19 protein-coding genes and 1 pseudogene are annotated in these 21,447 nt (G+C 59.6%); 10 read left to right on the top strand and 10 right to left on the bottom strand.

Features of this window, described 5'->3' with window-relative positions:
- Window positions 1-65 precede the first annotated feature (65 nt).
- The 3 genes from ACVWYU_RS26130 to ACVWYU_RS26120 are packed head-to-tail and all read left to right on the top strand — an operon-like array spanning window position 66 to window position 3,649.
- Window positions 66-983 carry a putative 2-dehydropantoate 2-reductase gene (locus tag ACVWYU_RS26130; protein WP_090324788.1) on the top strand — a complete coding sequence of 306 codons (918 nt, stop codon included), beginning with the start codon at window positions 66-68 and terminating at the stop codon, window positions 981-983.
- 45 nt (window positions 984-1,028) lie between these two features.
- Window positions 1,029-3,065, top strand: a complete 2,037-nt coding sequence (locus ACVWYU_RS26125; RefSeq protein ID WP_090324789.1) for a HAMP domain-containing sensor histidine kinase — start codon at window positions 1,029-1,031, stop codon at window positions 3,063-3,065.
- A gap of 2 nt (window positions 3,066-3,067) precedes the next feature.
- Entirely contained in the window at window positions 3,068-3,649 is a 582-nt protein-coding gene (locus ACVWYU_RS26120; RefSeq protein WP_457374061.1) for a cob(I)yrinic acid a,c-diamide adenosyltransferase, read from the top strand.
- Window positions 3,650-3,713: 64 nt separating this feature from the next.
- Here the strand turns inward: ACVWYU_RS26120 and ACVWYU_RS26115 are convergent, their stop codons facing one another.
- The 4 genes from ACVWYU_RS26115 to secA form a co-directional block, all read right to left on the bottom strand.
- Entirely contained in the window at window positions 3,714-4,658 is a 945-nt protein-coding gene (locus tag ACVWYU_RS26115) for a Nudix family hydrolase (protein WP_457374060.1), read from the bottom strand.
- A complete protein-coding gene (locus ACVWYU_RS26110; RefSeq protein WP_247257342.1) occupies window positions 4,655-5,287 on the bottom strand; it encodes a glutathione S-transferase family protein in 633 nt (210 codons plus the stop codon). The genes ACVWYU_RS26115 and ACVWYU_RS26110 overlap by 4 nt, the downstream gene beginning before the upstream one ends.
- Window positions 5,288-5,434: 147 nt before the next feature.
- Window positions 5,435-6,652, bottom strand: coding sequence for a bifunctional glutamate N-acetyltransferase/amino-acid acetyltransferase ArgJ (gene argJ / locus ACVWYU_RS26105; RefSeq protein ID WP_090324793.1), 1,218 nt, complete (start codon window positions 6,650-6,652; stop codon window positions 5,435-5,437).
- Between the two features lie 121 nt (window positions 6,653-6,773).
- Window positions 6,774-9,509, bottom strand: coding sequence for a preprotein translocase subunit SecA (gene secA / locus ACVWYU_RS26100; RefSeq protein ID WP_090324794.1), 2,736 nt, complete (start codon window positions 9,507-9,509; stop codon window positions 6,774-6,776).
- A gap of 309 nt (window positions 9,510-9,818) precedes the next feature.
- On the opposite strand from secA, the gene ACVWYU_RS26095 reads away from it, so the two are divergent.
- Window positions 9,819-10,274: a DUF721 domain-containing protein gene (locus ACVWYU_RS26095; RefSeq protein WP_090324796.1), complete on the top strand. Its 456-nt coding sequence runs from the start codon at window positions 9,819-9,821 to the stop codon at window positions 10,272-10,274.
- 28 nt (window positions 10,275-10,302) lie between these two features.
- On the opposite strand, the gene ACVWYU_RS26090 is transcribed toward ACVWYU_RS26095, so the two are convergent.
- Window positions 10,303-11,790 (bottom strand): helicase HerA-like domain-containing protein, encoded by a 1,488-nt coding sequence (locus ACVWYU_RS26090; protein WP_457374059.1) that lies wholly within the window; start codon window positions 11,788-11,790, stop codon window positions 10,303-10,305.
- A gap of 189 nt (window positions 11,791-11,979) precedes the next feature.
- Here ACVWYU_RS26090 and ACVWYU_RS26085 point away from each other — a divergent pair.
- From ACVWYU_RS26085 to ACVWYU_RS26065, 5 genes and pseudogenes are all read left to right on the top strand, one after another.
- Window positions 11,980-13,011 (top strand): annotated as a pseudogene (locus ACVWYU_RS26085) (HAMP domain-containing protein); the annotation flags it as partial.
- 93 nt (window positions 13,012-13,104) lie between these two features.
- Complete coding sequence (locus ACVWYU_RS26080; protein WP_390960034.1) at window positions 13,105-13,869, top strand: methyl-accepting chemotaxis protein; 765 nt, start codon at window positions 13,105-13,107, stop codon at window positions 13,867-13,869.
- Window positions 13,870-14,011: 142 nt separating this feature from the next.
- Window positions 14,012-15,133: a glycosyltransferase family 4 protein gene (locus ACVWYU_RS26075; protein ID WP_247257345.1), complete on the top strand. Its 1,122-nt coding sequence runs from the start codon at window positions 14,012-14,014 to the stop codon at window positions 15,131-15,133.
- The gene (locus ACVWYU_RS26070; protein WP_457374058.1) at window positions 15,126-15,902 is read left to right on the top strand and encodes a DUF2334 domain-containing protein; all 777 of its coding nucleotides are present in this window, start codon (window positions 15,126-15,128) and stop codon (window positions 15,900-15,902) included. Before ACVWYU_RS26075 ends, ACVWYU_RS26070 begins: the two co-directional genes overlap by 8 nt.
- Window positions 15,899-16,894, top strand: a complete 996-nt coding sequence (locus ACVWYU_RS26065; protein WP_457374057.1) for a lysylphosphatidylglycerol synthase transmembrane domain-containing protein — start codon at window positions 15,899-15,901, stop codon at window positions 16,892-16,894. The genes ACVWYU_RS26070 and ACVWYU_RS26065 overlap by 4 nt, the downstream gene beginning before the upstream one ends.
- Here ACVWYU_RS26065 and ACVWYU_RS26060 read toward each other — a convergent pair.
- Window positions 16,881-17,057, bottom strand: coding sequence for a hypothetical protein (locus ACVWYU_RS26060; RefSeq protein ID WP_247257348.1), 177 nt, complete (start codon window positions 17,055-17,057; stop codon window positions 16,881-16,883). The genes ACVWYU_RS26065 and ACVWYU_RS26060 overlap by 14 nt on opposite strands.
- An 89-nt stretch (window positions 17,058-17,146) precedes the next feature.
- Window positions 17,147-17,995: a formyltetrahydrofolate deformylase gene (purU, locus tag ACVWYU_RS26055; RefSeq protein ID WP_020797876.1), complete on the bottom strand. Its 849-nt coding sequence runs from the start codon at window positions 17,993-17,995 to the stop codon at window positions 17,147-17,149.
- A 335-nt stretch (window positions 17,996-18,330) separates the two neighbouring features.
- On the opposite strand from purU, the gene mvaT reads away from it, so the two are divergent.
- Window positions 18,331-18,708, top strand: coding sequence for a histone-like nucleoid-structuring protein MvaT (gene mvaT, locus ACVWYU_RS26050; protein ID WP_007933316.1), 378 nt, complete (start codon window positions 18,331-18,333; stop codon window positions 18,706-18,708).
- A gap of 100 nt (window positions 18,709-18,808) precedes the next feature.
- Here the strand turns inward: mvaT and sbcB are convergent, their stop codons facing one another.
- From sbcB to ACVWYU_RS26035, 3 genes are all read right to left on the bottom strand, one after another.
- A complete protein-coding gene (sbcB, locus tag ACVWYU_RS26045) occupies window positions 18,809-20,239 on the bottom strand; it encodes an exodeoxyribonuclease I (protein WP_457374056.1) in 1,431 nt (476 codons plus the stop codon).
- A gap of 113 nt (window positions 20,240-20,352) precedes the next feature.
- The gene (locus ACVWYU_RS26040; protein WP_457374055.1) at window positions 20,353-20,712 is read right to left on the bottom strand and encodes a PilZ domain-containing protein; all 360 of its coding nucleotides are present in this window, start codon (window positions 20,710-20,712) and stop codon (window positions 20,353-20,355) included.
- 247 nt (window positions 20,713-20,959) lie between these two features.
- The gene (locus tag ACVWYU_RS26035; RefSeq protein WP_090324809.1) at window positions 20,960-21,343 is read right to left on the bottom strand and encodes a tetratricopeptide repeat protein; all 384 of its coding nucleotides are present in this window, start codon (window positions 21,341-21,343) and stop codon (window positions 20,960-20,962) included.
- Between the last annotated feature and the right edge of the window lie 104 nt (window positions 21,344-21,447).

Raw genomic sequence — 21,447 nt, 5'->3', positions numbered from 1 at the left:
TAACGGGTCTTTTCCATCATTCACTGTGAGCCTTCCATGCGCGCCTTAAACAGAGCAAAAAGCTGATGTCCACCACCTGGCATGTCCTGGGGGCCGGAAGCCTTGGCACGTTGTGGGCGACTCGCCTGGCACGGGCCGGATTGCCGGTGCGACTGATCCTGCGGGATACCGCGCGCTTGCAGGCTTATGAAATGGCAGGCGGACTGACCCTGGTCGAACACGGCGAGGCACAGCTCTATCCAGTGCCGGCCGAAACACCCGACGGTATCGAGCCGATCAATCGCCTGTTGGTCGCCTGCAAAGCCTACGACGCTGAAAAAGCCGTGGAGCAACTGGCGCCGCGCCTGTCCCCCGGTGCCGAACTGATTTTGTTACAGAACGGCCTGGGCAGTCAGGACGCGGTCGCAGCGCAAGTACCGCAGGCACGCTGCATTTACGCGTCAAGCACTGAAGGCGCCTTCCGTGACAGCGATTGGCGCGTGGTGTTCGCCGGACACGGCTTTACCTGGCTCGGCGATGCTGGCCATCCAGTCGCACCAATCTGGCTCGATGATTTGAGCGCCGCAGGCATTCCCCATGAGTGGAGCACCGAGATTCTGACCAGGCTGTGGCGCAAGCTTGCGCTCAACTGCGCGATCAATCCGCTGACGGTGCTGCACGATTGCCGCAATGGCGGTCTGCTGGAGCATCACTGCGAAGTCGCCACCCTCTGCGGCGAATTGACCGAGTTGCTTGAGCGCTGCGGCCAGCCGGCAGCGGCCGAGAACCTGCAGCAGGAAGTGGAGCGGGTGATCCTCGCCACCGCTGCCAACTATTCCTCGATGTATCAGGACGTGAGCAACCGACGTCGAACCGAAATCAGTTATTTGCTCGGTTACGCCTGCAAAGCCTCTGACAGACACCAGTTGAACCTGCCGCACCTCAATCAATTGCAACAGCGGCTGATCGCCCGCCTCCTCAGCCTTGGATTGCCCAGCGACTGAGCAGCGGCTACGCTGGCCACTTGTTCCTCTGCAGCGATAAACCCGATGCCATTGCGCCAGCGCCTTGAAAACCTACCTGTCGGTCAGAAACTGCTGGCCGCCCTGTTGGTGCTGTTGACCACCGTCCTGCTGGTCGCCAACCTGACCTTTATCAGCGCCGCGTATTACATCTCCCAGGAAAGCATGGCGCCCCAGGCCCTGCAGACCATCGGCCGACTGGTGTCCAACCCGAGCCTGGTCGCCGATGCCTTGCAATCGCCACAAAATGCCGAGCGCCTGCTCAATGAACTCAACAGCTATTCCCCGCTGCGGGCAGCCGCGCTCTATGACGGCAAGGGTGAACGTCTGGCGCAGTTACAACATGGCGATCACCTGAACCTGCCCGAGCGTTACCGACACATCGAAGCCTGGCAAGCCACTGAATTTCGCAGCAATCAAGTGATCACCCTGCCTCGACCCGGGACCGAGCCCGGCCATTTGCTGCTGGTGGCAAGCAGCGAACTGCCAATGGCGTTTTATACCGGTACCCTGACCGCCAGTCTCGGGATTCTTATCTTCAGCGTGCTGCTGTGGCTGGTGATCGCCCGGCAGATCAAGCGCCTGATTACCCAGCCGATCCATCAACTCGAAGAACTTTCCCGACAAGTGACACGGGAAGAGAATTACTCCCTGCGCGCATCGCGAGGTAATCACGACGAAATCGGCAGTCTCGCCGAAGCGTTCAACACCATGCTTTCGCGCATCGAAGCCCGGGAGCAGCAACTCAAGCGGGCGCGGGATGATTCTCAGGCCGCTTATGACCAGGCTCAGGGTCTGGCCGAAGAAACCCGACACACCAACCGAAAACTGGAACTCGAAGTCCAGGTACGCAGCAAGATCGAGAAGAAACTCACCGGGTTTCAGAATTATCTCAACAGCATCATCGACTCCATGCCCTCGGCGCTGATCGCCCTCGACGAACAACTCTATGTAACGCAGTGGAATCAGGAAGCCAGCGCCCTCTCCGGCACGCGCCTTGATGAAGCCTTGAACCAGCCAATCTTTCTCGCCTTTGAACCGCTCAAGCCGTTTCTGCCACAACTCAAGCAGACCGTCGAACAACACACCGTGGCGAAGATCGAGCGCGTGACCTGGGTCAAGGACGATGAACCCAAGCACTACGCCCTGACCTTCTACCCGCTGATGGGCGGCGCCGGGCGCGGCGTGGTGATCCGGATCGACGACATCACTCAGCGCCTGTCCCTGGAAGAAATGATGGTGCAGTCGGAAAAAATGCTTTCCGTCGGTGGCCTTGCCGCCGGAATGGCCCACGAGATCAACAACCCGCTGGGCGCGATCCTGCATAACGTGCAGAACATTCGTCGACGCCTGTCCCCCGACTTGCCGAAAAACCTCGAACAGGCTGAACAGGTGGGCGTCGAACTGTCGACGGTCAATAACTACCTGCAAGCGCGCGAAGTACCACAGCTGCTCGACGGCATCCAGCAGGCCGGCGCCCGAGCGGCAAAAATCGTGACCCACATGCTCAGTTTCAGTCGTCGAAGCACTCGGCAAATGGCCCCTTGCGATCTACCAGCCCTGATTGATCAAGCCGTGGAAATCGCCGGTAATGACTTCGACCTGGCCATCGGCTTCGACTTCAAAGGCCAGGCGATCATTCGCCAGTTCGACCCGGCACTGGGCCCGGTACCCGGCACTGCCAACGAGCTGGAGCAGGTACTGCTCAACCTGCTGAAAAACGCCGCCCAAGCCATTCACCAGCGCGAAGACGACAGCGAACCGGGACGGATAATCCTGCGTACCAAGCTCAATCCGCCCTGGGCCGAAATCCAGGTCGAAGACAACGGCGTCGGCATGAGCGAAAGCGTGCGCAAACGCACGTTCGAGCCGTTCTTCACCACCAAGGAGATTGGCCAGGGCACCGGTCTCGGGTTATCCGTTTCGTACTTCATCATCACCAACAACCATAAGGGACAGATGGAAGTGCAATCCACCCTCGGCCAGGGCACCTGCTTCACCCTGCGCCTGCCATTGACGGGCACCCCGGTCGTCTCTCAAGAACTCAATCAGCTATCGAGGTAACCATGGGCTTTCGCTTGTCGAAGATTTACACCCGCACCGGCGACAAAGGCGAAACCGGTCTGGGCGACGGCCGCCGCGTGCCCAAGGACCATCCACGGATCGAGGCCATTGGCGAGGTCGATTCGCTCAACAGTCAGGTGGGTGTGTTGCTCGCCGGGCTGGCCGCCCAGAGCGTCGAGCATCCGGGATTGAAGGAGGTGATCGAGGTATTGGCCCCCTGTCAGCACCGACTGTTCGACCTTGGTGGCGAACTGGCAATGCCGGAGTATCAGGCATTGAACGCCGCAGAAATCGAACGCCTGGAAACGGCGATCGATGTGTGGAACGAGGAGCTGGGACCGCTGGAGAACTTCATCCTGCCGGGCGGTTCGATGCTGATTGCCCAGGCGCACGTCTGCCGCAGCCTGGCTCGCAGTGCCGAGCGCCGCTGTCAGCATTTGAACGCGATTGAACCCTTGGCCGGAGTGGGCCTTGCATACATCAACCGATTGTCGGATTTGCTGTTTGTGGTGGCGCGGGTAATTGCCCGGCGCCAGGGGGTTGCGGAGATTCTTTGGCAACCCGCGGCGAAACCTGAAGTTTAGTCGTCGCCTATTAGGGCCCCTTCGCGGGCAAGCCTGCGAAGGGGCCGGCAGCATCACTGCATAATCAGGCCTCAGGCCAAAAAGCCCGAATCCCCGCCACACCCTGGGCACCTGCCGCCCAAGCCTTCTGAACCTCCGCAGGCCCAACGCCGCCCAGCAAAAACACCGGTTTGCTGAAGCCCTCGATCAAGGTCGAAGCCTGTTCCCAGCCCAGCGGCTGAGCGCCGGGATGTGTGAGGGTCGGCTGCACCGGCGACAAGGTCACGAAGTCCACGCCCATCTCTTCAGCCAGCGCCAGCTCTTCGGCGTTATGACAGGACGCCGCCAACCAGCGCGATGCCGGCAACGGTCGACCGGCTGCCGCGTATTTACGCAACTGCGCCGATGTGATGTGCCAGCCGGCGGAAGGGAAATCCCCCAACCACTCGAACGGGCCCTTGATCATCAATTGCGCCTTGCCGGCACACAGTCCCACCGCGTCCACAGCCAGATCACGATACTTGGGGTCATACCCGTTCGGTGCGCGCAACTGGATCAGCTTGATGCCGCCAGCGATGGCTTTCTGGATTCCCCTCAGCAAGGCCGGGGTTTCCAGATCCTCCGGGGTGATCAGGTATTGGTCGGGCAAACGGGCAGCAGCAACGATTGGCCGATTGGCCTGCGGAAACTCGTAATTCGACAGTTCACGAGGCGTCACCCAGGCCAGAGGCTGGCCTTCGGCACCATGAGGCTCGCCAGTGAACGCCGAGACCTCCCAGACATCCAGCAGTACTTGCTTGTCCGGGTAGTCGTGCCGAACCTTGATCAACGGTCGCGCGACGTCGACGACAATGCCCAGTTCTTCGTGAAGCTCACGACCAAGAGCCGTTGTAACGGACTCGTCGGCCTCGACCTTGCCACCAGGGAATTCCCACAGCCCACCCTGATGCTGGGTGTCGGCGCGGCGGGCGATGAGGATCTTGCCGCTGCTATCACGGATAACGGCGGCAGCTACGTGTACTCGTTTCACCGCTTGATTTCCTCCAGTCCGGCCTTCTGCCAGGCCTTGAAGGCTGGCCATTGGTAGATGGTTTGCACATAGGCCTCGTCAGCCGCGGACAGTTTCACCTGATAGGTACGCAGGCGCACAGCGATGGGTGCAAAAAACGCGTCGGCCAGGGTGGCCCGGCCAAACAGGTACGGCCCGCTTTCCGTCGCGACGGCTCGGCACTCGGCCCACAACGCGGACATGCGCTCGATGTCCGCCTGCACGTCAGCCGGAACCGGCGACAGCGGTGCATCACGACTCAGATCGAAAGGCATATTGCCGCGCATGGCGAAGAACCCGGCATGCATCTGTGCGCACGCCGAACGTGCCTGGGCACGCGCGCAGACGTCCTTGGGCCAAAGATTGGCATCCGGGAACCGTTCTGCCAGGTACTCGGCAATCGCCAGCGAATCGGCGATGGTGCCGTGCTCGGTTTTGAGCAGGGGAACTTTGCCAGTCGGCGAGTGCTTGAGCAGTCGTTCGCGGGTGTCCGGCTGGTTGAGCTTGATCAGCTCCTCGGTATAGGGAGCACCGGTCAGGTCGAGAGCCAGGGCGCCGCGCAGGGACCAGGAGGAAAGCAGTTTGTCGCCGATGATCAGGTGAAGGCTCATGTTCGGGACCTTTTGGATGATGAGGACAGGCCAGTCGAGCGAGTGACTGGCAGACCGCCATCGCTCGTAGGCTAGCCCCCACAATTGTTCAGGTGTACACAAATCCAATGTGGGAGCGAGCCTGCTCGCGATGGTGTCGACGCGATCTTAAGTACGGTATTCCGCGTTGATCTTCACGTACTCATGCGACAGGTCGGTGGTCCAGATGGTTTCGCTGCAATCGCCGCGTCCCAGCTCGATACGGATGGTGATTTCTTCCTGCTGCATGACCGCCGCACCCTGGGCTTCGGTGTAAGTCGCGGCACGCGCGCCACGGCTGGCGATGCACACTTCACCGAGGAACACGTCGATTTTGCTCACATCCAGATTCGGTACACCCGCGCGGCCTACAGCGGCGAGGATACGACCCCAGTTCGGGTCGGAGGCAAACAGTGCGGTCTTGATCAGTGGCGAGTGAGCCACGGTGTAACCGACGTCCAGGCACTCCTGGTGATTGCCGCCGCCGTTGACTTCTACGGTGACGAACTTGGTCGCACCTTCACCGTCGCGAACGATGGCCTGGGCCACATCCATGCAGACTTCGAACACCGCCTGTTTCAACTTGGCGAACAGCTCGCCTTCGGCGCGGGTGATTTCCGGCAGCGCTGCCTGACCGGTGGCGATCAGCATGCAGCAGTCGTTGGTCGAGGTGTCGCCATCGATGGTGATGCGGTTGAACGACTTGTTGGCGCCGTCCAGCAACAGATTTTGCAACACATCGCGGGAGACCTTCGCGTCGGTGGCGATGTAGCCGAGCATGGTTGCCATGTTCGGGCGGATCATGCCCGCGCCTTTGCTGATACCGGTGACGGTGATGGTCACGCCGTCATGCTGGAACTGACGGCTGGCACCCTTGGGCAGGGTATCGGTGGTCATGATGCCGGTGGCGGCAGCTTCCCAGTTGTTGATCGACAGGTCATCAAGCGCGGCTTGCAGCGCGCCTTCGATTTTCTCGACCGGCAGTGGCTCGCCGATCACACCGGTGGAGTACGGCAGCACCAGGCTGGCATCCACACCCGCCAGCTCAGCCAGTTTGGCGCACGTACGCTCGGCGGCGGCCAGGCCTGGCTCGCCGGTACCGGCGTTGGCATTGCCGGTGTTGGTCAGCAGGTAACGCACCGGGCCTTGCACACGCTGCTTGGCCAGGATCACCGGTGCCGCGCAAAAGGCGTTGAGGGTGAACACGCCGGCGACTGTCGAGCCTTCGGCACAGCGCATGACCACAACATCCTTGCGCCCCGGGCGCTTGATACCGGCAGAGGCGATACCGAGTTCAAAACCGGCAACCGGGTGCAACGTTGGCAAAGGACCAAGACCAACAGCCATGAATGCGCTCCTTAATAGATGATGTCTGCACCGCTTCAGGAAGAGCGGTGGTTTAAATGGCAAAACGCCGCGACGGCATGAGCCGGTCGCGGCGCGGGTATTTCAGCGTATGAAACGGGGTTTACTGGATCTGCCCGTGGCAATGCTTGAATTTCTTGCCCGAACCGCAGTAGCACAGCTCGTTACGGCCCAGCTTCTGCTCATTGCGTACCGGTGCGGTGGCCAGGGCCACATCGACCTCTTCACCCAACGCTTCCGGCTGCTCCAGACCTGGGGCTTCTTCATGCAGGAACTGCATGCGCGCCGCCAGTGCTTCGGCCTCCTGACGCAAACGGGCTTCTTCTTCGGCCGGATCTTCGCGACGAACCTGAACGTGAGACAGCACACGGATCGAGTCGCGCTTGATCGAATCCAGCAGCTCGGAGAACAGCGTGAACGACTCGCGCTTGTACTCCTGCTTCGGGTTCTTCTGGGCGTAGCCACGCAAGTGAATGCCGTGACGCAGGTGATCCATGGTCGACAGGTGGTCTTTCCACAGGTCGTCCAGAACGCGCAGAACGATTTGCTTCTCGAAAGTACGCAGCGCCTCGGCGCCCGCCTGGTCTTCTTTCTCGTTGTACGCCGCCACGAGTTCCTGCATCAGCTTCTCGCGCAGGGTCTCCTCGTACAGGTGATCGTCTTCGTCGAGCCATTGCTGGATCGGCAGCGCGACGCCAAAGTCGCTCTGCAACGCCGCTTCCAGCCCGGCCACGTCCCACTGCTCCGGCAGCGATTGCGGTGGAATGTGTGCGCTGACGGTGGCGTTGAGCACGTCCTGACGGAAGTCGGCGATGGTTTCACCGATGTTGTCCGCGGCCAGCAACGTGTTACGCATGTGATAGATCACTTTACGCTGTTCGTTGTTGACGTCGTCGAACTCGAGCAGTTGCTTGCGAATATCGAAGTTGCGACCTTCAACCTTGCGCTGAGCCTTTTCGATGGCGTTGGTCACCATGCGGTGCTCGATCGCTTCGCCAGGCTGCATGCCCAGGGCCTTCATGAAGTTCTTCACCCGATCGGAGGCGAAGATGCGCATCAGGCTGTCTTCCAGCGACAGGTAGAAACGGCTGGAACCGGCGTCACCCTGACGACCGGCACGACCACGCAACTGGTTGTCGATACGGCGCGATTCGTGACGCTCGGACGCGATCACCTGCAAACCGCCCGACTCGAGCACTTGCTGGTGACGTTTCTGCCAGTCGGCCTTGATCTGGGCGATCTGCTCAGGGGTCGGGTCTTCCAGCGAAGCCACTTCCACTTCCCAGTTGCCGCCCAACAGGATGTCGGTACCACGACCGGCCATGTTGGTGGCGATGGTCAGCGCGCCTGGACGACCGGCCTGGGCGATGATCTCGGCTTCTTTTTCGTGGAACTTGGCGTTCAGAACCTTGTGTTCGATGCCTTCCTTCACAAGCAGGCTGGACATGTGCTCGGACGTTTCGATGGTCGCAGTACCCACCAGCACCGGACGACCGGCCGCCATGCTTTCCTTGATGTCGGCGACGATTGCCGCGTATTTCTCGTCGGCGGTCAGGAACACCAGGTCGTTGTAGTCCTTACGGGCCAACGGCTTGTTCGGTGGAATGACCATGACCTGCAGGCCATAGATCTGATGGAACTCGAACGCTTCGGTGTCAGCCGTACCGGTCATGCCGGACAGTTTGCTGTACAGACGGAAGTAGTTCTGGAACGTGGTCGATGCCAGGGTCTGGCTTTCGGCCTGGATGTTGAGGTTTTCCTTGGCTTCGATGGCCTGGTGCAGGCCCTCGGACAAACGACGGCCCGGCATGGTACGACCGGTGTGTTCGTCGACCAGGACAACCTGACCGTCCTGCACGATGTATTCGATGTTGCGATGGAACAGCTTGTGCGCACGCAGACCGGCATACACGTGAGTCAGCAGGCTCAGGTTGTGTGCCGAGTACAGGCTCTCGCCTTCGGCCAGCAGACCGATGCGGGTGAGCGTCTCTTCGACGTACTGGTGACCGGCTTCGTTGAGTTCGACCTGGCGGGTCTTCTCGTCGATGGTGTAGTGACCGGCCTTGGTGACTTCGCCTTCGACCTCTTCGATATGCAACTCCAGCTGCGGGATCAGCTTGTTGATCTCGATGTACAGCTTGGAGCTGTCCTCGGCCTGACCGGAAATGATCAGCGGAGTACGGGCTTCGTCGATGAGGATGGAGTCGACTTCGTCGATCACGGCAAAATTGAGTTCGCGCTGGAATTTTTCTTCCATGCTGAACGCCATGTTGTCGCGCAGGTAGTCGAAACCGAATTCGTTGTTGGTACCGTAGGTGATGTCGGCGGCGTAAGCGGCGCGCTTCTCTTCCGGCGGCTGGAACGGCGTGACCACGCCGACCGTCAGGCCGAGGAACTCATAAAGCGGGCGCATCCAGTTGGCGTCACGGCGAGCCAGGTAGTCGTTCACCGTCACAACGTGCACGCCCTTGCCGGACAATGCGTTGAGATAAACGCCCAGTGTTGCCACCAGGGTCTTGCCCTCACCGGTACGCATTTCGGCGATCTTGCCTTCATGCAAGGTCATGCCACCGATCAGCTGGACATCGAAGTGGCGCATACCCATGACGCGCTTACCGGCTTCGCGGGCGACCGCAAAGGCTTCTGGCAACAGCTTGTCGAGGGTTTCCCCTTTGGCGATGCGGGCCTTGAACTCATCTGTCTTGGCACGCAATTGATCGTCCGAAAGGGCCACCATTTGCTCTTCGAAGGCATTGACGAGTTGCACCGTCTTGAGCATGCGTTTGACTTCACGCTCGTTCTTGCTTCCAAAAAGTTTCTTTAACAAAGGCGCAAACATATCGGCAGGATCTTCCACACTAAAGGGATGGAGGGCGGCCCCGTGAGTCGCCCGTGCAGCCCTCATGGCCGCATGCGAACGAGCATTCTACCCGGAAACGATGGTGAGGAAAGTGGCGTTATTCCACGATGCTGGCACAGCGCTGTGACGGGGCTCACTTAAAATAGGGGCAAATGGCTGAACTTCAAGCGATACAGCACAGAAGTTACTCGTTGATTTAATGGGCAAAGCACGCATAAAAGCAATGGGGGCAGGTGCATCCGGCGCTTTCTGCTACCATGGCGGCTCTGTTACTTCAGGTGTCTGATCATGGCATTTCGCCCTCTTACGGCCAGAGCACCCGCCGTTCTGCTTCGCGAAGCCAAGCCGCTCAAGGCCATTCTCGGCCACGCCCAACGCCTGGGTCATCTGCAACGCCTGCTGGAAAGCCAATTGCAGCCGGCCGCCCGTGAACATTGTCACGTTGCGTCGTGGCGCGAAGGCAGTTTGTTGCTGATTGTCACCGATGGTCATTGGGCCACTCGCCTGCGTTATCAACAAAAGCGCCTGCAGCGGCAATTGCAGATGTTCGACGAGTTCGCCAACCTCACGCGAATCCTGTTCAAGGTACAGCCGCCCACCATTCAGCAAGGTGCCGCCGGGCATACCATGGATTTGTCCAATGATGCCGCCGCCACCATCCAGGCGACGGCCGATGGCATCAGCGACCCGAAACTGCGGGCCGCGCTGGAACGATTGGCGGCGCACGCCAGGCCCAAGGGCTGATACTGGCTATTTAATACCCCAGCTCGGATCAGCGGCGTTTACTGCCGCCCAATAATGATCCCATCAACCCACGCACCAGCTGTCGCCCCAACTGATTCGCCGCCTGTCGCATCGCCGACTTCAGCGCCTGCCCGGCCGCCGTGCCGAGAAATTCCCCGGCCTGTTCGGTGAAGCTTGGCTCTTGCGGAGCCGCTTTGCCGGGTGCGACTTCAGCTTCAGGCGCCAGGCCTTTACGCCCCATCAGCACTTCATAGGCCGATTCGCGATCGATCGGCTTGTCATATCGCCCCTGCAATGGCGAGCTGGCAATCAATGCCGCGCGCTCAGCCTCACTCAGCGGCCCGATCCGCGATTGCGGTGGTGCCACCAGCACCCGCTGGACCATCTCCGGCGTGCCCTTGTCCTGCAAGGTGCCGACCAGGGCCTCGCCAATCCCGAGCTCGGTCAGCACCGACAGGGTATCGAAGGCCGGGTTCGGACGGAAACCCTCGGCCACCGCGCGCAGGGATTTCTGTTCTTTGGCCGTGAATGCGCGCAACCCGTGCTGGATGCGTAGCCCCAACTGCGCCAGTACATCATCCGGCAAGTCGCCCGGCGATTGAGTGACGAAATACACACCGACACCTTTCGAACGAATCAGCCGTACCACTTGCTCAAGGCGATCCTGCAATGCCTTCGGCGTACCGGCGAACAACAGGTGCGCCTCGTCGAAGAACAGCGCCAGCAATGGTTTGTCCCCATCGCCGCGTTCCGGCAATTGCTCGAACAATTCAGCCAGCAGCCAGAGCAGGAATGTTGCGTAGACCTTGGGCGCTTCATGAACCAGACGACTGGCATCGAGCAAATGAATGCGGCCGCGGCCATCGGCGGCCGGTTGCAGAATATCTTCGAGTTTCAGCGCCGGTTCGCCGAACAGCGCTTCGGCGCCCTGTTGCTCCAGGGTAGCCAGGCGCCGCAACAGCGCCTGACTGGAACCGGTGGTCATCAACGCCGCGTCATCGCCGAGCAACGCCGGATTGTCCTTCAGGTGATTGAGCAGCGCCTTCAAGTCTTTCAAGTCCAGCAGCAACAGGCCTTCACGGTCTGCGACCTTGAAGGCGGCGTACAGCGCCGACTGCTGGCTATCCGTCAGTTCCAGCAAACTTCCCAACAGCAGCGGCCCCATTTCACTCAAGGTCGTGCGTAACGGATGACCGGACTGACCGTGTACGTCCCACAGCGTTACCGGATAAGCCTGAGGCTTGTGCTTCAGCCAAGGCATCCCGGCAATCCGCTCGGCGATCTTGCCCTGGGGATTGCCGGCAGCGCCCAGACCGCACAAATCGCCTTTGATATCGGCGGCGAAGACCGCTACGCCGGCGTCACTGAAGTCTTCGGCCATGCGTTGCAAGGTAACGGTCTTGCCTGTGCCGGTGGCGCCCGCGATCAAACCGTGGCGATTGGCCAGGCGCATGGCCTGGGCGATCGGCTGTCCCGCAAGATCGGCGCCGATGACGAGTTGCAATGAGTCAGGCATTTGGTCACCCGTGGTTAATCTTTGGTCCTACACGGCCGATAGAAATAACGACAAAGCAGACAGACACAATCTGGTAGGACATTTCCCTTAAGGAGCGACGGAAATATCACTTGCTTTCAACCTTGCCCGTCTTGCGTCCCTTTATAAAAGCACGCGTTGGGCATTAAGACCTTAGCGGAACCCCAAGTCATGAACAAAAACCTGCGTTTCAGCCACAAAATCCTGCTTGCCGCCGCCCTCATCGTCATTACTGCCTTCGCCTCGTTCACGCTCTACAACGATTACTTGCAGCGCAACGCCATTCGAAGGGACCTGGGCAATAATCTGCAGGAGATGGGCAGAGTCACTGCCAACAATATCCAGACCTGGCTGGCCGGTCGCAGCTTGTTGATCGAAAACCTGTCGCAAACCGTGGCACTGAACCCTGATACCGACAACGTTTCCAAGCTGCTCGTACAGAAGGCCGTAACGTCTACGTTCATGGGCGCCTACCTGGGCAACAAGGATGGTTCCTTCATGATCCGTCCGGACAGCAAGATGCCCGACGGCTATGACCCGCGTGCCCGGCCCTGGTACAAGAGTGCGCAAAGCGCAAACGGCCCTGCATTGACCGAACCCTATATTGATCTGGCATCTGGCCAACTGGTGATTTCCATCGTTGACAGTGTGGTCAAGGACGGACAGAACATCGGCGTCGTCGGTGGCGACTTGAGTTTGCAAGTGATCGCCGACACCCTCAGCGCGCTGGACTTCGGCGGCATGGGTTACGCCTTCCTGGTCAGCTCGGACGGCAAGATCCTGGTACATCCCGACAAAGCGCTGGCGATGAAATCGCTCAAGGATGTTTACCCGCAGGACACGCCGGCCATCAGCAGCGACCTGAGTGAAATTCAGGTCAATGGCAAAACCCGCATCATGACCTTCACCCCGATCAAAGGGTTATCGTCGGTGAACTGGTACATCGGCTTATCCGTGGACAAGGACAAAGCCTTTTCCACGCTCAGCGAATTCCGCGCCTCGGCAGTCGTTGCAACCGTCATTGCCGTGGTGATCATCATCGCCCTGCTGGGCATGCTGATCCGCATCCTGATCCAGCCATTGCACGTCATGACCCGCGCCATGGCCGATATTGCCGACGGCGAAGGCGACCTGACCAAACGCCTGACCATCGTGAACCACGATGAATTCGGCATCCTTGGCACCGCGTTCAACCGTTTTGTGGAGCGCATCCACGGTTCTATCCGCGAGGTGTGCTCGGCCACCGGGCAGGTCAACGAAGTCGCATTGCGGGTCGTCGCGGCCTCGAACTCGTCGATGTACAACTCCGACCAGCAGGCTTCGCGCACCAACAGCGTGGCCGCTGCAATCAATCAGCTCGGCGCCGCCGCCCAGGAGATCGCCCGCAACGCCGCGCAAGCATCGAACCAGGCCAGCGATGCCCGCAGCCTGGCCGAAGACGGCCAGCAGGTGGTAGATCGCAGCATTGCCGCGATGAATCAGCTATCGAGCATGCTCAGCGCCTCCAGCAGCAACATCGAGTCGCTCAACAGCAAAACCGTGAACATCGGGCAAATCCTCGAAGTCATCACCAGCATCTCCCAGCAAACCAACCTGCTGGCCCTCAACGCCGCCATCGAAGCGGCGCGGGCCGGTGAAGCCGGACGCGGGTTTGCCGTGGTCGCCGACGAAGTGCGTAACCTCGCGCATCGCACTCAGGAGTCGGCGCAACAGGTGCAGACCATGATCGAGGAGCTGCAAATTGGCGCGCGCGAATCCGTCAGCACCATGAGCGACAGCCAGCGCCACAGCCAGGACAGCGTGGAAATCGCCAACCTGGCGGGCGAGCGCCTGAGCAGCGTGACCCAGCGCATCGGCGAAATCGACGGCATGAACCAGTCGGTGGCCACGGCGACCGAGGAACAGACTGCCGTGGTCGAGTCGATCAACGTGGACATCACCGAAATCAACACCCTCAATCAAGAGGGTGTGGAAAACCTGCAATCGACCTTGCGTGCCTGTGCCGATCTGGAACAGCAGGCGGCGCGCTTGCAGCAGTTGGTGGGCAGTTTCCGGATCTGACGCCGGATCACTCGCCCCTGTGGCGAGGGCGCAAGTTCCCTCGCCACAACATTGCTGTTACCTCAGTCCCCCGCCCACAAATCCCCAACCGAACAACTATTCTTCATTAAGGTCAATCAAGGGAGAGCAACGGACCGGAGGGATGTTCATCGTGCATATCGCTGACATAACCATGTTCTACGCCCCTGCCAGCGGTGGCGTGCGCACTTATCTGGATGCCAAGCACCGTCGCCTGTTCACCCGGCCGGGCATCCGCCACAGTTTGTTGATCCCCGGCGCGTCCTTCAGTGAACGCGATGGCATTTATACCGTTCCGGCGCCCGCCCTGCCCTTCGGCAAGGGGTATCGTTTCCCTCTGCGTCTCGCGCCCTGGCGCAATGTCCTCCAGGATTTGCAACCGGAGCTGATTGAAGTCGGCGACCCTTACCTCACCGCCTGGGCCGCCCTCGATGCCCGGCGGCAACTGGACGTGCCGGTCATTGGCTTTTACCACTCGGACCTGCCGCTGTTGATCAGCAACCGCATGGGCAATTGGGTCACCACCAACATCGAGGCTTATGTCAGGAAGCTCTACGGCAATTTCGACCGGGTGCTGGCGCCGAGCCGGGTCATGGCTGAAAAGCTGACGGGCCTGGGGGTGAAGAACGTTTTCGTGCAGCCTTTGGGCGTCGATTTGCAGACCTTCCACCCTGGCGCCCGTGATCCCGGACTGCGGGCCGAACTGGGCATTGATGAAAACACCCACCTGTTGATCTTCGCCGGGCGCGGTTCCAAGGAGAAAAACCTGCCTGTGCTGCTTGCCTGCATGAAACGCCTGGGCCGGCGCTACCACTTGCTGCTGGTTGGTTCCTCGATGCCAGCTGCGGTGCCGGGCAATGTCACAGTCGTCGACGAATTCTGCCCCGCCACACAAGTCGCCCGCCTGATGGCCAGTGCCGATGCGCTGCTGCATGCCGGTGATCAGGAGACCTTTGGCCTGGTGATCCTCGAAGCCATGGCCAGCGGTATTCCGGTGGTGGCCGTGGCGGCCGGGGCCTTTGAGGAAATTGTCACCGATCAATGCGGCTTGCTCTGCAGGCCGAACGATCCGCAAGCGATGGCCAACGCCGTGCGCGAACTGTTCGAACAGGGCTGTGCCGCCCTTGGCCAACAAGCGCGGCGCCATGTCGAACGACATTACTCTTGGGATACCGTGGTCAACAGCCTGCTCGGTCACTATCACGCCGTGCTCGGCAGCCAATGGCCGCAGGTGGCCAATGGTTGAGCCCAAGGACCCGCCCAGCCTGTTGTTGGTGCTGCACGACATCGCACCACCAACCTGGGCCGATTATCAGCCCTTTGTCGAAGCCGTCGATGCTTTGGGCAATGTGCCGATGACCTGGCTGGTGGTGCCGAATTTCCACAAACACAATGACCTGGAGGCGCACCCGGGATTTCGTCGCCTGCTCAGCGGGCGCCTCGCCCTCGGTGACGAGCTGGCGTTGCACGGCTATTTCCATTGCGACGACGGACCGATGGCAAGCAATCCCCGCGACTGGTTCATGCGCCGGGTCTACACCCACGAAGGCGAGTTCTACAGCCTGTCCGCGGAAGCGGCCCTCACCCGCCTGCACGCCGGCATTGACATGTTTCAGCGTTACCACTGGCCTCTGCATGGCTTCGTCGCTCCCGCGTGGCTGATGAGCGAAGGGACGCGCCAAGCCCTGCGTCAGTTGCCGCTGAGTTACACCAGCGACCCGCAGCACCTTTATAAACTGCCGGATTTTGCCGTCGTCGATGCCCCTGGACTGGTCTGGAGCGCGCGCAGTGCCTGGCGCCGGGGATTGTCGAAACTGCTCAGCGATCAACGTGAACAGCGCTGGCGACAAGCGCCGGTGATTCGACTCGGCCTGCACCCGGTGGACATGCGTCATGAGTTCTCGCGCACGTACTGGCTGCAAACCCTCAAGCGCCTGATCGCCGAGGGTCGAGTACCAATGACCAAGGCACGCTGGCTGGCACGGCACAGCGAACGCATGGGGCGTGCCGCATGAGCCGCGGTTTTCTGCTGCTAGTCGGCCTGCTCGCGGCGGTGCTGATCCCCTGGCTATTGGGCGGGAGCGAGACCTGGTCGCGATTGCAGAGTTTTCCCTTGAGCGAATTGTTGATCATGTTCGGCATGATCCTGTTGTGCTGGGTGGTCAATACGCTGCGTTTGCGTCTGTTGCTGGGAGATCAACGCAACAAGGTGAGCCCGGTCAAAAGCCTTGGCGTCGTGATGGCCGCCGAGTTTGCCTACTGCGCCACGCCGGGCGGCAGCGGCGGACCGCTGACGATCATGGCGCTGCTGGCGCGCAACGGCGTGCGACCGGCCAGAGGCAGCGCGGTGTTCGCCATGGACCAGCTCAGTGACTTGCTGTTCTTTCTCTGCGCACTGAGCGGGATTCTGATTTATGCCCTGTTCCAGCACCTGAGCCAGCGAATGGAATGGTTACTGATCGTCAGCGCAGTCTCGATGTTCGGCGGATTGTTCAGTTGCATCGTCGTGGCTCGCTATCATCGCGGGCTGATTCGCCTGACGGGTCGATTGCTGGCTCGTCTCAATGTCAAAGCCAGCACCCGGGTTCGCTGGGCTCGCAAGCTCCTGCATTTCCTTGCAGCCTTCACCGACACACTGAAGCTGCCCTTTCAGACATTGATCACGGTGTTTGCCCTGACCTGCCTGCATTGGGTTTTGCGCTACAGCGTGTTGTACCTGGCACTGCGTGGGCTCGGCGCGGACTTGCAGTGGGCCTGGAGTTTTCTGATCCAGATGCTCTCCCTGAGTGCCGGGCAATTCACTCTGTTGCCGGGAGGTGCGGGGGCGGCGGAACTGACGTCGGCGGCGCTGTTGGCGCCCATGGTGGGCAAATCCACAGCGGCAGCAGCGATTCTGATCTGGCGCGCGGTGACTTACTACTTCTATCTGCTGGTTGGCGGGCCCGTGTTTCTATTGATGCTTGGCCGACCATTGCTTAAGAAACTGATGAACCTCAAGCAGGCTTAGACGGTTTTTCCGGCTGTTCCTGTAACTGCTCCCACAGTTCGGCCGCGCCGGGGAACTCCGTGCCATCTTCCGGGCTCATGTCATCCGGGTCATAACGACTCAAACAGCCCTCACCCAATGTCGCGGGAGCCTTTGACGTGGCTTTGTCCAGTGGATCGGCCATAGACATATCCTCAGTGTAGAAACGGCGAAGGGCCTGAAGCGATTGAACGCCCAGGCCCTCCGGATTTCAACCGTGTCGTGTGGCGACGGTCAGAACACCACGGTTTTGTTGCCGTGCACCAGCACCCGGTCTTCCAGGTGATAACGCAGACCGCGGGCCAGCACCATCTTCTCGACGTCGCGACCGAAACGCACCATGTCTTCGATGCTGTCGCTGTGGCTGACGCGCACCACGTCCTGCTCGATGATCGGGCCGGCGTCCAGCTCTTCGGTCACATAGTGGCAGGTCGCACCGATCAGCTTCACACCACGCAGGGAAGCCTGGTGATACGGCTTGGCACCGACGAACGATGGCAGGAAGCTGTGGTGAATATTGATGACCTTGTGCGCATATTCGCGGCACAGTTCCGGCGGCAGGATTTGCATGTAGCGGGCCAGTACGACCACTTCGGCATCGTGCTGTTTGACCAGGCGCGAAACTTCGGCGAACGCCGGCTCCTTGTCCTGTGGATTGACCGGCACGTGGTAGTACGGAATGCCGTGCCATTCGACCATGCTGCGCAGGTCGTCATGGTTGGAAATCACGCAGGCGATTTCACAGTCCAGTTCATCGCTGTGCCAGCGATGCAGCAGGTCGGCAAGGCAGTGGGACTCACGACTGGCCATCAGGACCACGCGCTTCTTCTGCTCGGTATCGGTGATGCGCCAGTCCATCGAGAACTCTTCGGCAATCGGCGCAAAGGCTTCGCGCAACGCTTCGATACCGAAAGGCAGCGAGTCGGCGCGAATTTCGTGACGCATGAAGAACCAGCCACTGAGATTGTCCGAGTGATGGCTCGCCTCAGTGATCCAGCCGTTATGGGACGCCAGAAAGTTACTGACTTTGGCAACGATGCCGACGCGGTCCGGGCAAGAAATCACCAGCCGAAAAGTGCGCATGAGGGGGAAACTCCAGAACTTCGCAAAGGCGGCCATTCTAGCGATTGCGCAGAAAAACTGCAGTAATGATGACGTTTCGGCCTGGCCGAAGGTCGGCGACAAGGAATCTGCTGACGCCGGCAGCGCGGGCAAACAGTGCGTTGTCGGCCACTTACAAGCATCCAATTGTGAATATGTGTGCCGGATGTATCGAATTATTTATCCGCACATTCAATGTGCGAATTCACCACGATTAAATTAAATAAACTCCGGTTTAATGTTTACTTGATGAAACACCCTGACTATTATTGCGGCACTGTTCCCCTACATCCTTTGACCTGCATAAGGTAGTCATCATGTCCTTGATCAACGAATATCGCGCCACCGAAGAAGCCATCAAAGAGCTGCAAGCCCGTTTGAAGAACCTGTCCCAAGACGACAAACTGCAAACCGAGCTGGAATTCGAAGGCAAACTGCGCACCCTGATGGGCGAATACTCCAAGTCCCTGCGTGACATCATCGCGTTGCTGGACCCAGAATCCAAAACCAAGGCACCACGCGGCGGCGCAGTCAAAACTACCGGCACCAAGCGTGCTCGCAAAGTTAAACAATACAAAAACCCGCACAACGGCGAAGTCATCGAAACCAAAGGTGGCAACCACAAGACTCTGAAAGAGTGGAAAGCCAAGTGGGGCGGCGACGTGGTTGAAGGCTGGGCGACCCTGCTGGGCTAAGCCGCAGCGCTTGTCGCAGACTGATCAGCGGCAAAAAAGAACGCCAGCATGCGCTGGCGTTTTTTTATGCCCGGAGTTCAAGCTCCGGATATTTTCGATTTCAAAGATTCAAACGTTTACGTAAGGCCTGGACATATTCCTGCCATTCATTCAGCACTGATCGCTGAAACGGCGTCGCTGTAACATTCAATTGGGCTGCGGCCTCGACAAAACTTTCCAGGGTATTGGGCGCGCCCCACTCCGGCACTGACAAACGTTTCTGACAGAATAATCGCCAGCGTTCTTGCTCGTCGGCACTCAACGTATCGGGAAAGTTACGTGCGCGATATCGAAACAATAATTCCGGTAAACGTTCATCATCGAAAGGCCATTGCTCTTGCGCTAATTGCCCAGGATCAACCGTTCGGACTTGTTCGCACAGACGTCGATCGCGATCACCGATAAAGCCGTCGTATAACTGTTGCTCCGGGTCCTGGCTTGCGGAGAAATCCTCGCGGGCATATATCGCCGAAACTTTATCCTGCCAGACTTTCTGCGCGTCGTTTAGCCGCAGTGCACGCTGCTGATAGAGCGCCATATCCAGCCCCAACCGCTGCTGATCTTCCGGGCGAAGTACCGACATCGGCGCCACCACCGGGCATTTATTGATATGGATGAGCTTGAGTGGAACCGGCAACTCAGCTTCGGCCAGATCTTCGCGACGGGTATATAAGCGCTGGCGCAATGTTTCGGTATCCAGATCAAGCAATGCCTGAGGGTCGAGGTGCAGGTCACAGACAATCAAGGCGTTCTTGTTACGCGGGTGCCAGGCCAGGGGCAACACCACGCCCACGTAGTTGCGCGCGGCAGAAAAGCGCCCGGAAACATGCACCATCGGTTGCAGCAGGCGAATCTGATCCAGGACCTTTTGCTTGCTGCGCAGATTGAACAGCCAGTCATACAGCTTCGGCTGCTTCTCCCGGATCAGTCGCGCCAAGGCGATGGTGGCGCGAACGTCCGACAGCGCTTCGTGGGCATTGCCATGATCTATGCCATTGGCAGCGGTCAGGCGTTCGAGCTTGAGGGTCACCCGCCCCTCGTCGTCGGTGGGCCAGACGAGACCATCGGGGCGCAAGGCATAGGCTGCACGCACCACATCGATCAAATCCCAGCGACTGTTACCGCCCTGCCACTCCCGCGCGTACGGGTCGAAAAAATTGCGATACAGGCTGTATCGGGTCATTTCGTCGTCGAAACGCAAGGTGTTGTAACCCGCTCCGCAAGTGCCGGGAGCCGCCAGTTGCGCATGCACCCGGGTCATGAAATCGGCTTCACTCAGGCCTTGCCCGGCCAGTTGGCCTGGGGTAATGCCGGTGATCGCGCAGGCCGCCGGATGCGGCAGGATGTCGTCACTGGGTTGGCAATAGAGATTGACCGGCTCGTCTATTTCATTGAGATCGAGATCAGTACGCAGCCCTGCCATTTGCAATGGGCGATCGCAACGGGGGTTGATACCCGTGGTTTCATAGTCGTACCAGAAGATGGAGGTCACGGGCTATTCCTGAACTGAAGATCGGCAAAGTCTAGGCGTTCACATCCCGCCCCGGCCAGCAATCTTGTTATTCAGGCAGCGTTGCCTGGTTGGCGTGCGTTAGTTTCTGTCGCTCACGCCGAAGCCGGCAACGTCTGAAAACTGAAGTACTGCCTCAATGCCTCTACCAACTGCCCATACTCCGGCGGCGGCCGTTGCAGGCTGAACCCGGCGTCATAGTGCTGAGGGGTTGCGTCTTCGTGGCACCACAGGCAGCACGCCCGCAGGTCGATGACCTGTTGGCATCCGTCGATGGCGGGGATTTTCAGGCGCAAATCGAAATCCGCGCCGATCATCATGGGCAACTGGCTGATGAGCATCAGCCCGTCCTCGGACAAGTTACCCAGGAATCCGATGGGCTTGTCGGTGATGCTGTTGAACACTCTGAGAAAATACGGCAACTGATGCCGCTCGATCCGGCGGTCGGTGAACATGCTGAATTCACTACGCAAGGCCCTTAAGCAGGACCGCACTAATGCTTCGGAACGTGCTTGCCTGCTGCTGCACGGATGGGCACTGGCACGCTCTCCCCGATCCCGGTGCCGCAGTCCTCGAAAACCGCTGCCGCTTACTTCTGCCGATCACAGGTGTTACCTCGGTTTAGAGACAAGACTCTAAAACCGATCCATTCGACTATAGCTCACCGCCGCCGGACGGCCAGCCACCAGATGACCACTGACATCAGAACTGCGTCGGGCGTACCGTTGCGGCACTGCGAGTCGGGTAGTGGCCCAGGCTCTGCAAGGTTTCCAGACGTGCGCGGGCACGGTAGGCGTATTCGCTCTGCGGATACGAAGCGATGATGAACTGGTACGTCTGGGCTGCATCGATAAACATCATCTGCCGCTCCAGGCACTGCCCGCGCATCATCGAGACTTCCGGCCACACATAAGGGCGCGCGCGGCTGTCGCGCTCGACCTTGGACAACTCAAGCATCACCTGCTCGCAATTGCCCCGGTCATAGGCACTGTAGGCATTGTTCAAATGATGATTCATCGCCCAACGGGTGCAACCGGTGACGCTAAAAGCGCTGATGGCAAGGGCAGCAACGAGTACGAAACGCATGGGGAAATCTCCTGTCTTGAACGCTGTATCGACCCATGGTCGGAAATCTTCAGGCGGCCGGGATGCAAAGTTGTGGTGTTCAATAAAGAAAGCAATAAGTAGTG

This window comes from Pseudomonas sp. TE12234 (genome assembly GCF_054061835.1).
This window is presented reverse-complemented; position numbering and strand designations above follow the sequence as displayed.

Coding starts and splice junctions, on each gene's coding strand:
- ACVWYU_RS26130 (WP_090324788.1), top strand. CDS start 66: ATGTCCACCACCTGGCATGTCCTGGGGGCCGGAAGCCTTGGCACGTTG.
- ACVWYU_RS26125 (WP_090324789.1), top strand. CDS start 1,029: ATGCCATTGCGCCAGCGCCTTGAAAACCTACCTGTCGGTCAGAAACTG.
- ACVWYU_RS26120 (WP_457374061.1), top strand. CDS start 3,068: ATGGGCTTTCGCTTGTCGAAGATTTACACCCGCACCGGCGACAAAGGC.
- ACVWYU_RS26110 (WP_247257342.1), bottom strand. CDS start 5,287: ATGAGCCTTCACCTGATCATCGGCGACAAACTGCTTTCCTCCTGGTCC.
- argJ (WP_090324793.1), bottom strand. CDS start 6,652: ATGGCTGTTGGTCTTGGTCCTTTGCCAACGTTGCACCCGGTTGCCGGT.
- secA (WP_090324794.1), bottom strand. CDS start 9,509: ATGTTTGCGCCTTTGTTAAAGAAACTTTTTGGAAGCAAGAACGAGCGT.
- ACVWYU_RS26095 (WP_090324796.1), top strand. CDS start 9,819: ATGGCATTTCGCCCTCTTACGGCCAGAGCACCCGCCGTTCTGCTTCGC.
- ACVWYU_RS26090 (WP_457374059.1), bottom strand. CDS start 11,790: ATGCCTGACTCATTGCAACTCGTCATCGGCGCCGATCTTGCGGGACAG.
- ACVWYU_RS26080 (WP_390960034.1), top strand. CDS start 13,105: ATGTACAACTCCGACCAGCAGGCTTCGCGCACCAACAGCGTGGCCGCT.
- ACVWYU_RS26075 (WP_247257345.1), top strand. CDS start 14,012: ATGTTCATCGTGCATATCGCTGACATAACCATGTTCTACGCCCCTGCC.
- ACVWYU_RS26070 (WP_457374058.1), top strand. CDS start 15,126: ATGGTTGAGCCCAAGGACCCGCCCAGCCTGTTGTTGGTGCTGCACGAC.
- ACVWYU_RS26065 (WP_457374057.1), top strand. CDS start 15,899: ATGAGCCGCGGTTTTCTGCTGCTAGTCGGCCTGCTCGCGGCGGTGCTG.
- ACVWYU_RS26060 (WP_247257348.1), bottom strand. CDS start 17,057: ATGGCCGATCCACTGGACAAAGCCACGTCAAAGGCTCCCGCGACATTG.
- purU (WP_020797876.1), bottom strand. CDS start 17,995: ATGCGCACTTTTCGGCTGGTGATTTCTTGCCCGGACCGCGTCGGCATC.
- mvaT (WP_007933316.1), top strand. CDS start 18,331: ATGTCCTTGATCAACGAATATCGCGCCACCGAAGAAGCCATCAAAGAG.
- ACVWYU_RS26040 (WP_457374055.1), bottom strand. CDS start 20,712: ATGTTCACCGACCGCCGGATCGAGCGGCATCAGTTGCCGTATTTTCTC.
- ACVWYU_RS26035 (WP_090324809.1), bottom strand. CDS start 21,343: ATGCGTTTCGTACTCGTTGCTGCCCTTGCCATCAGCGCTTTTAGCGTC.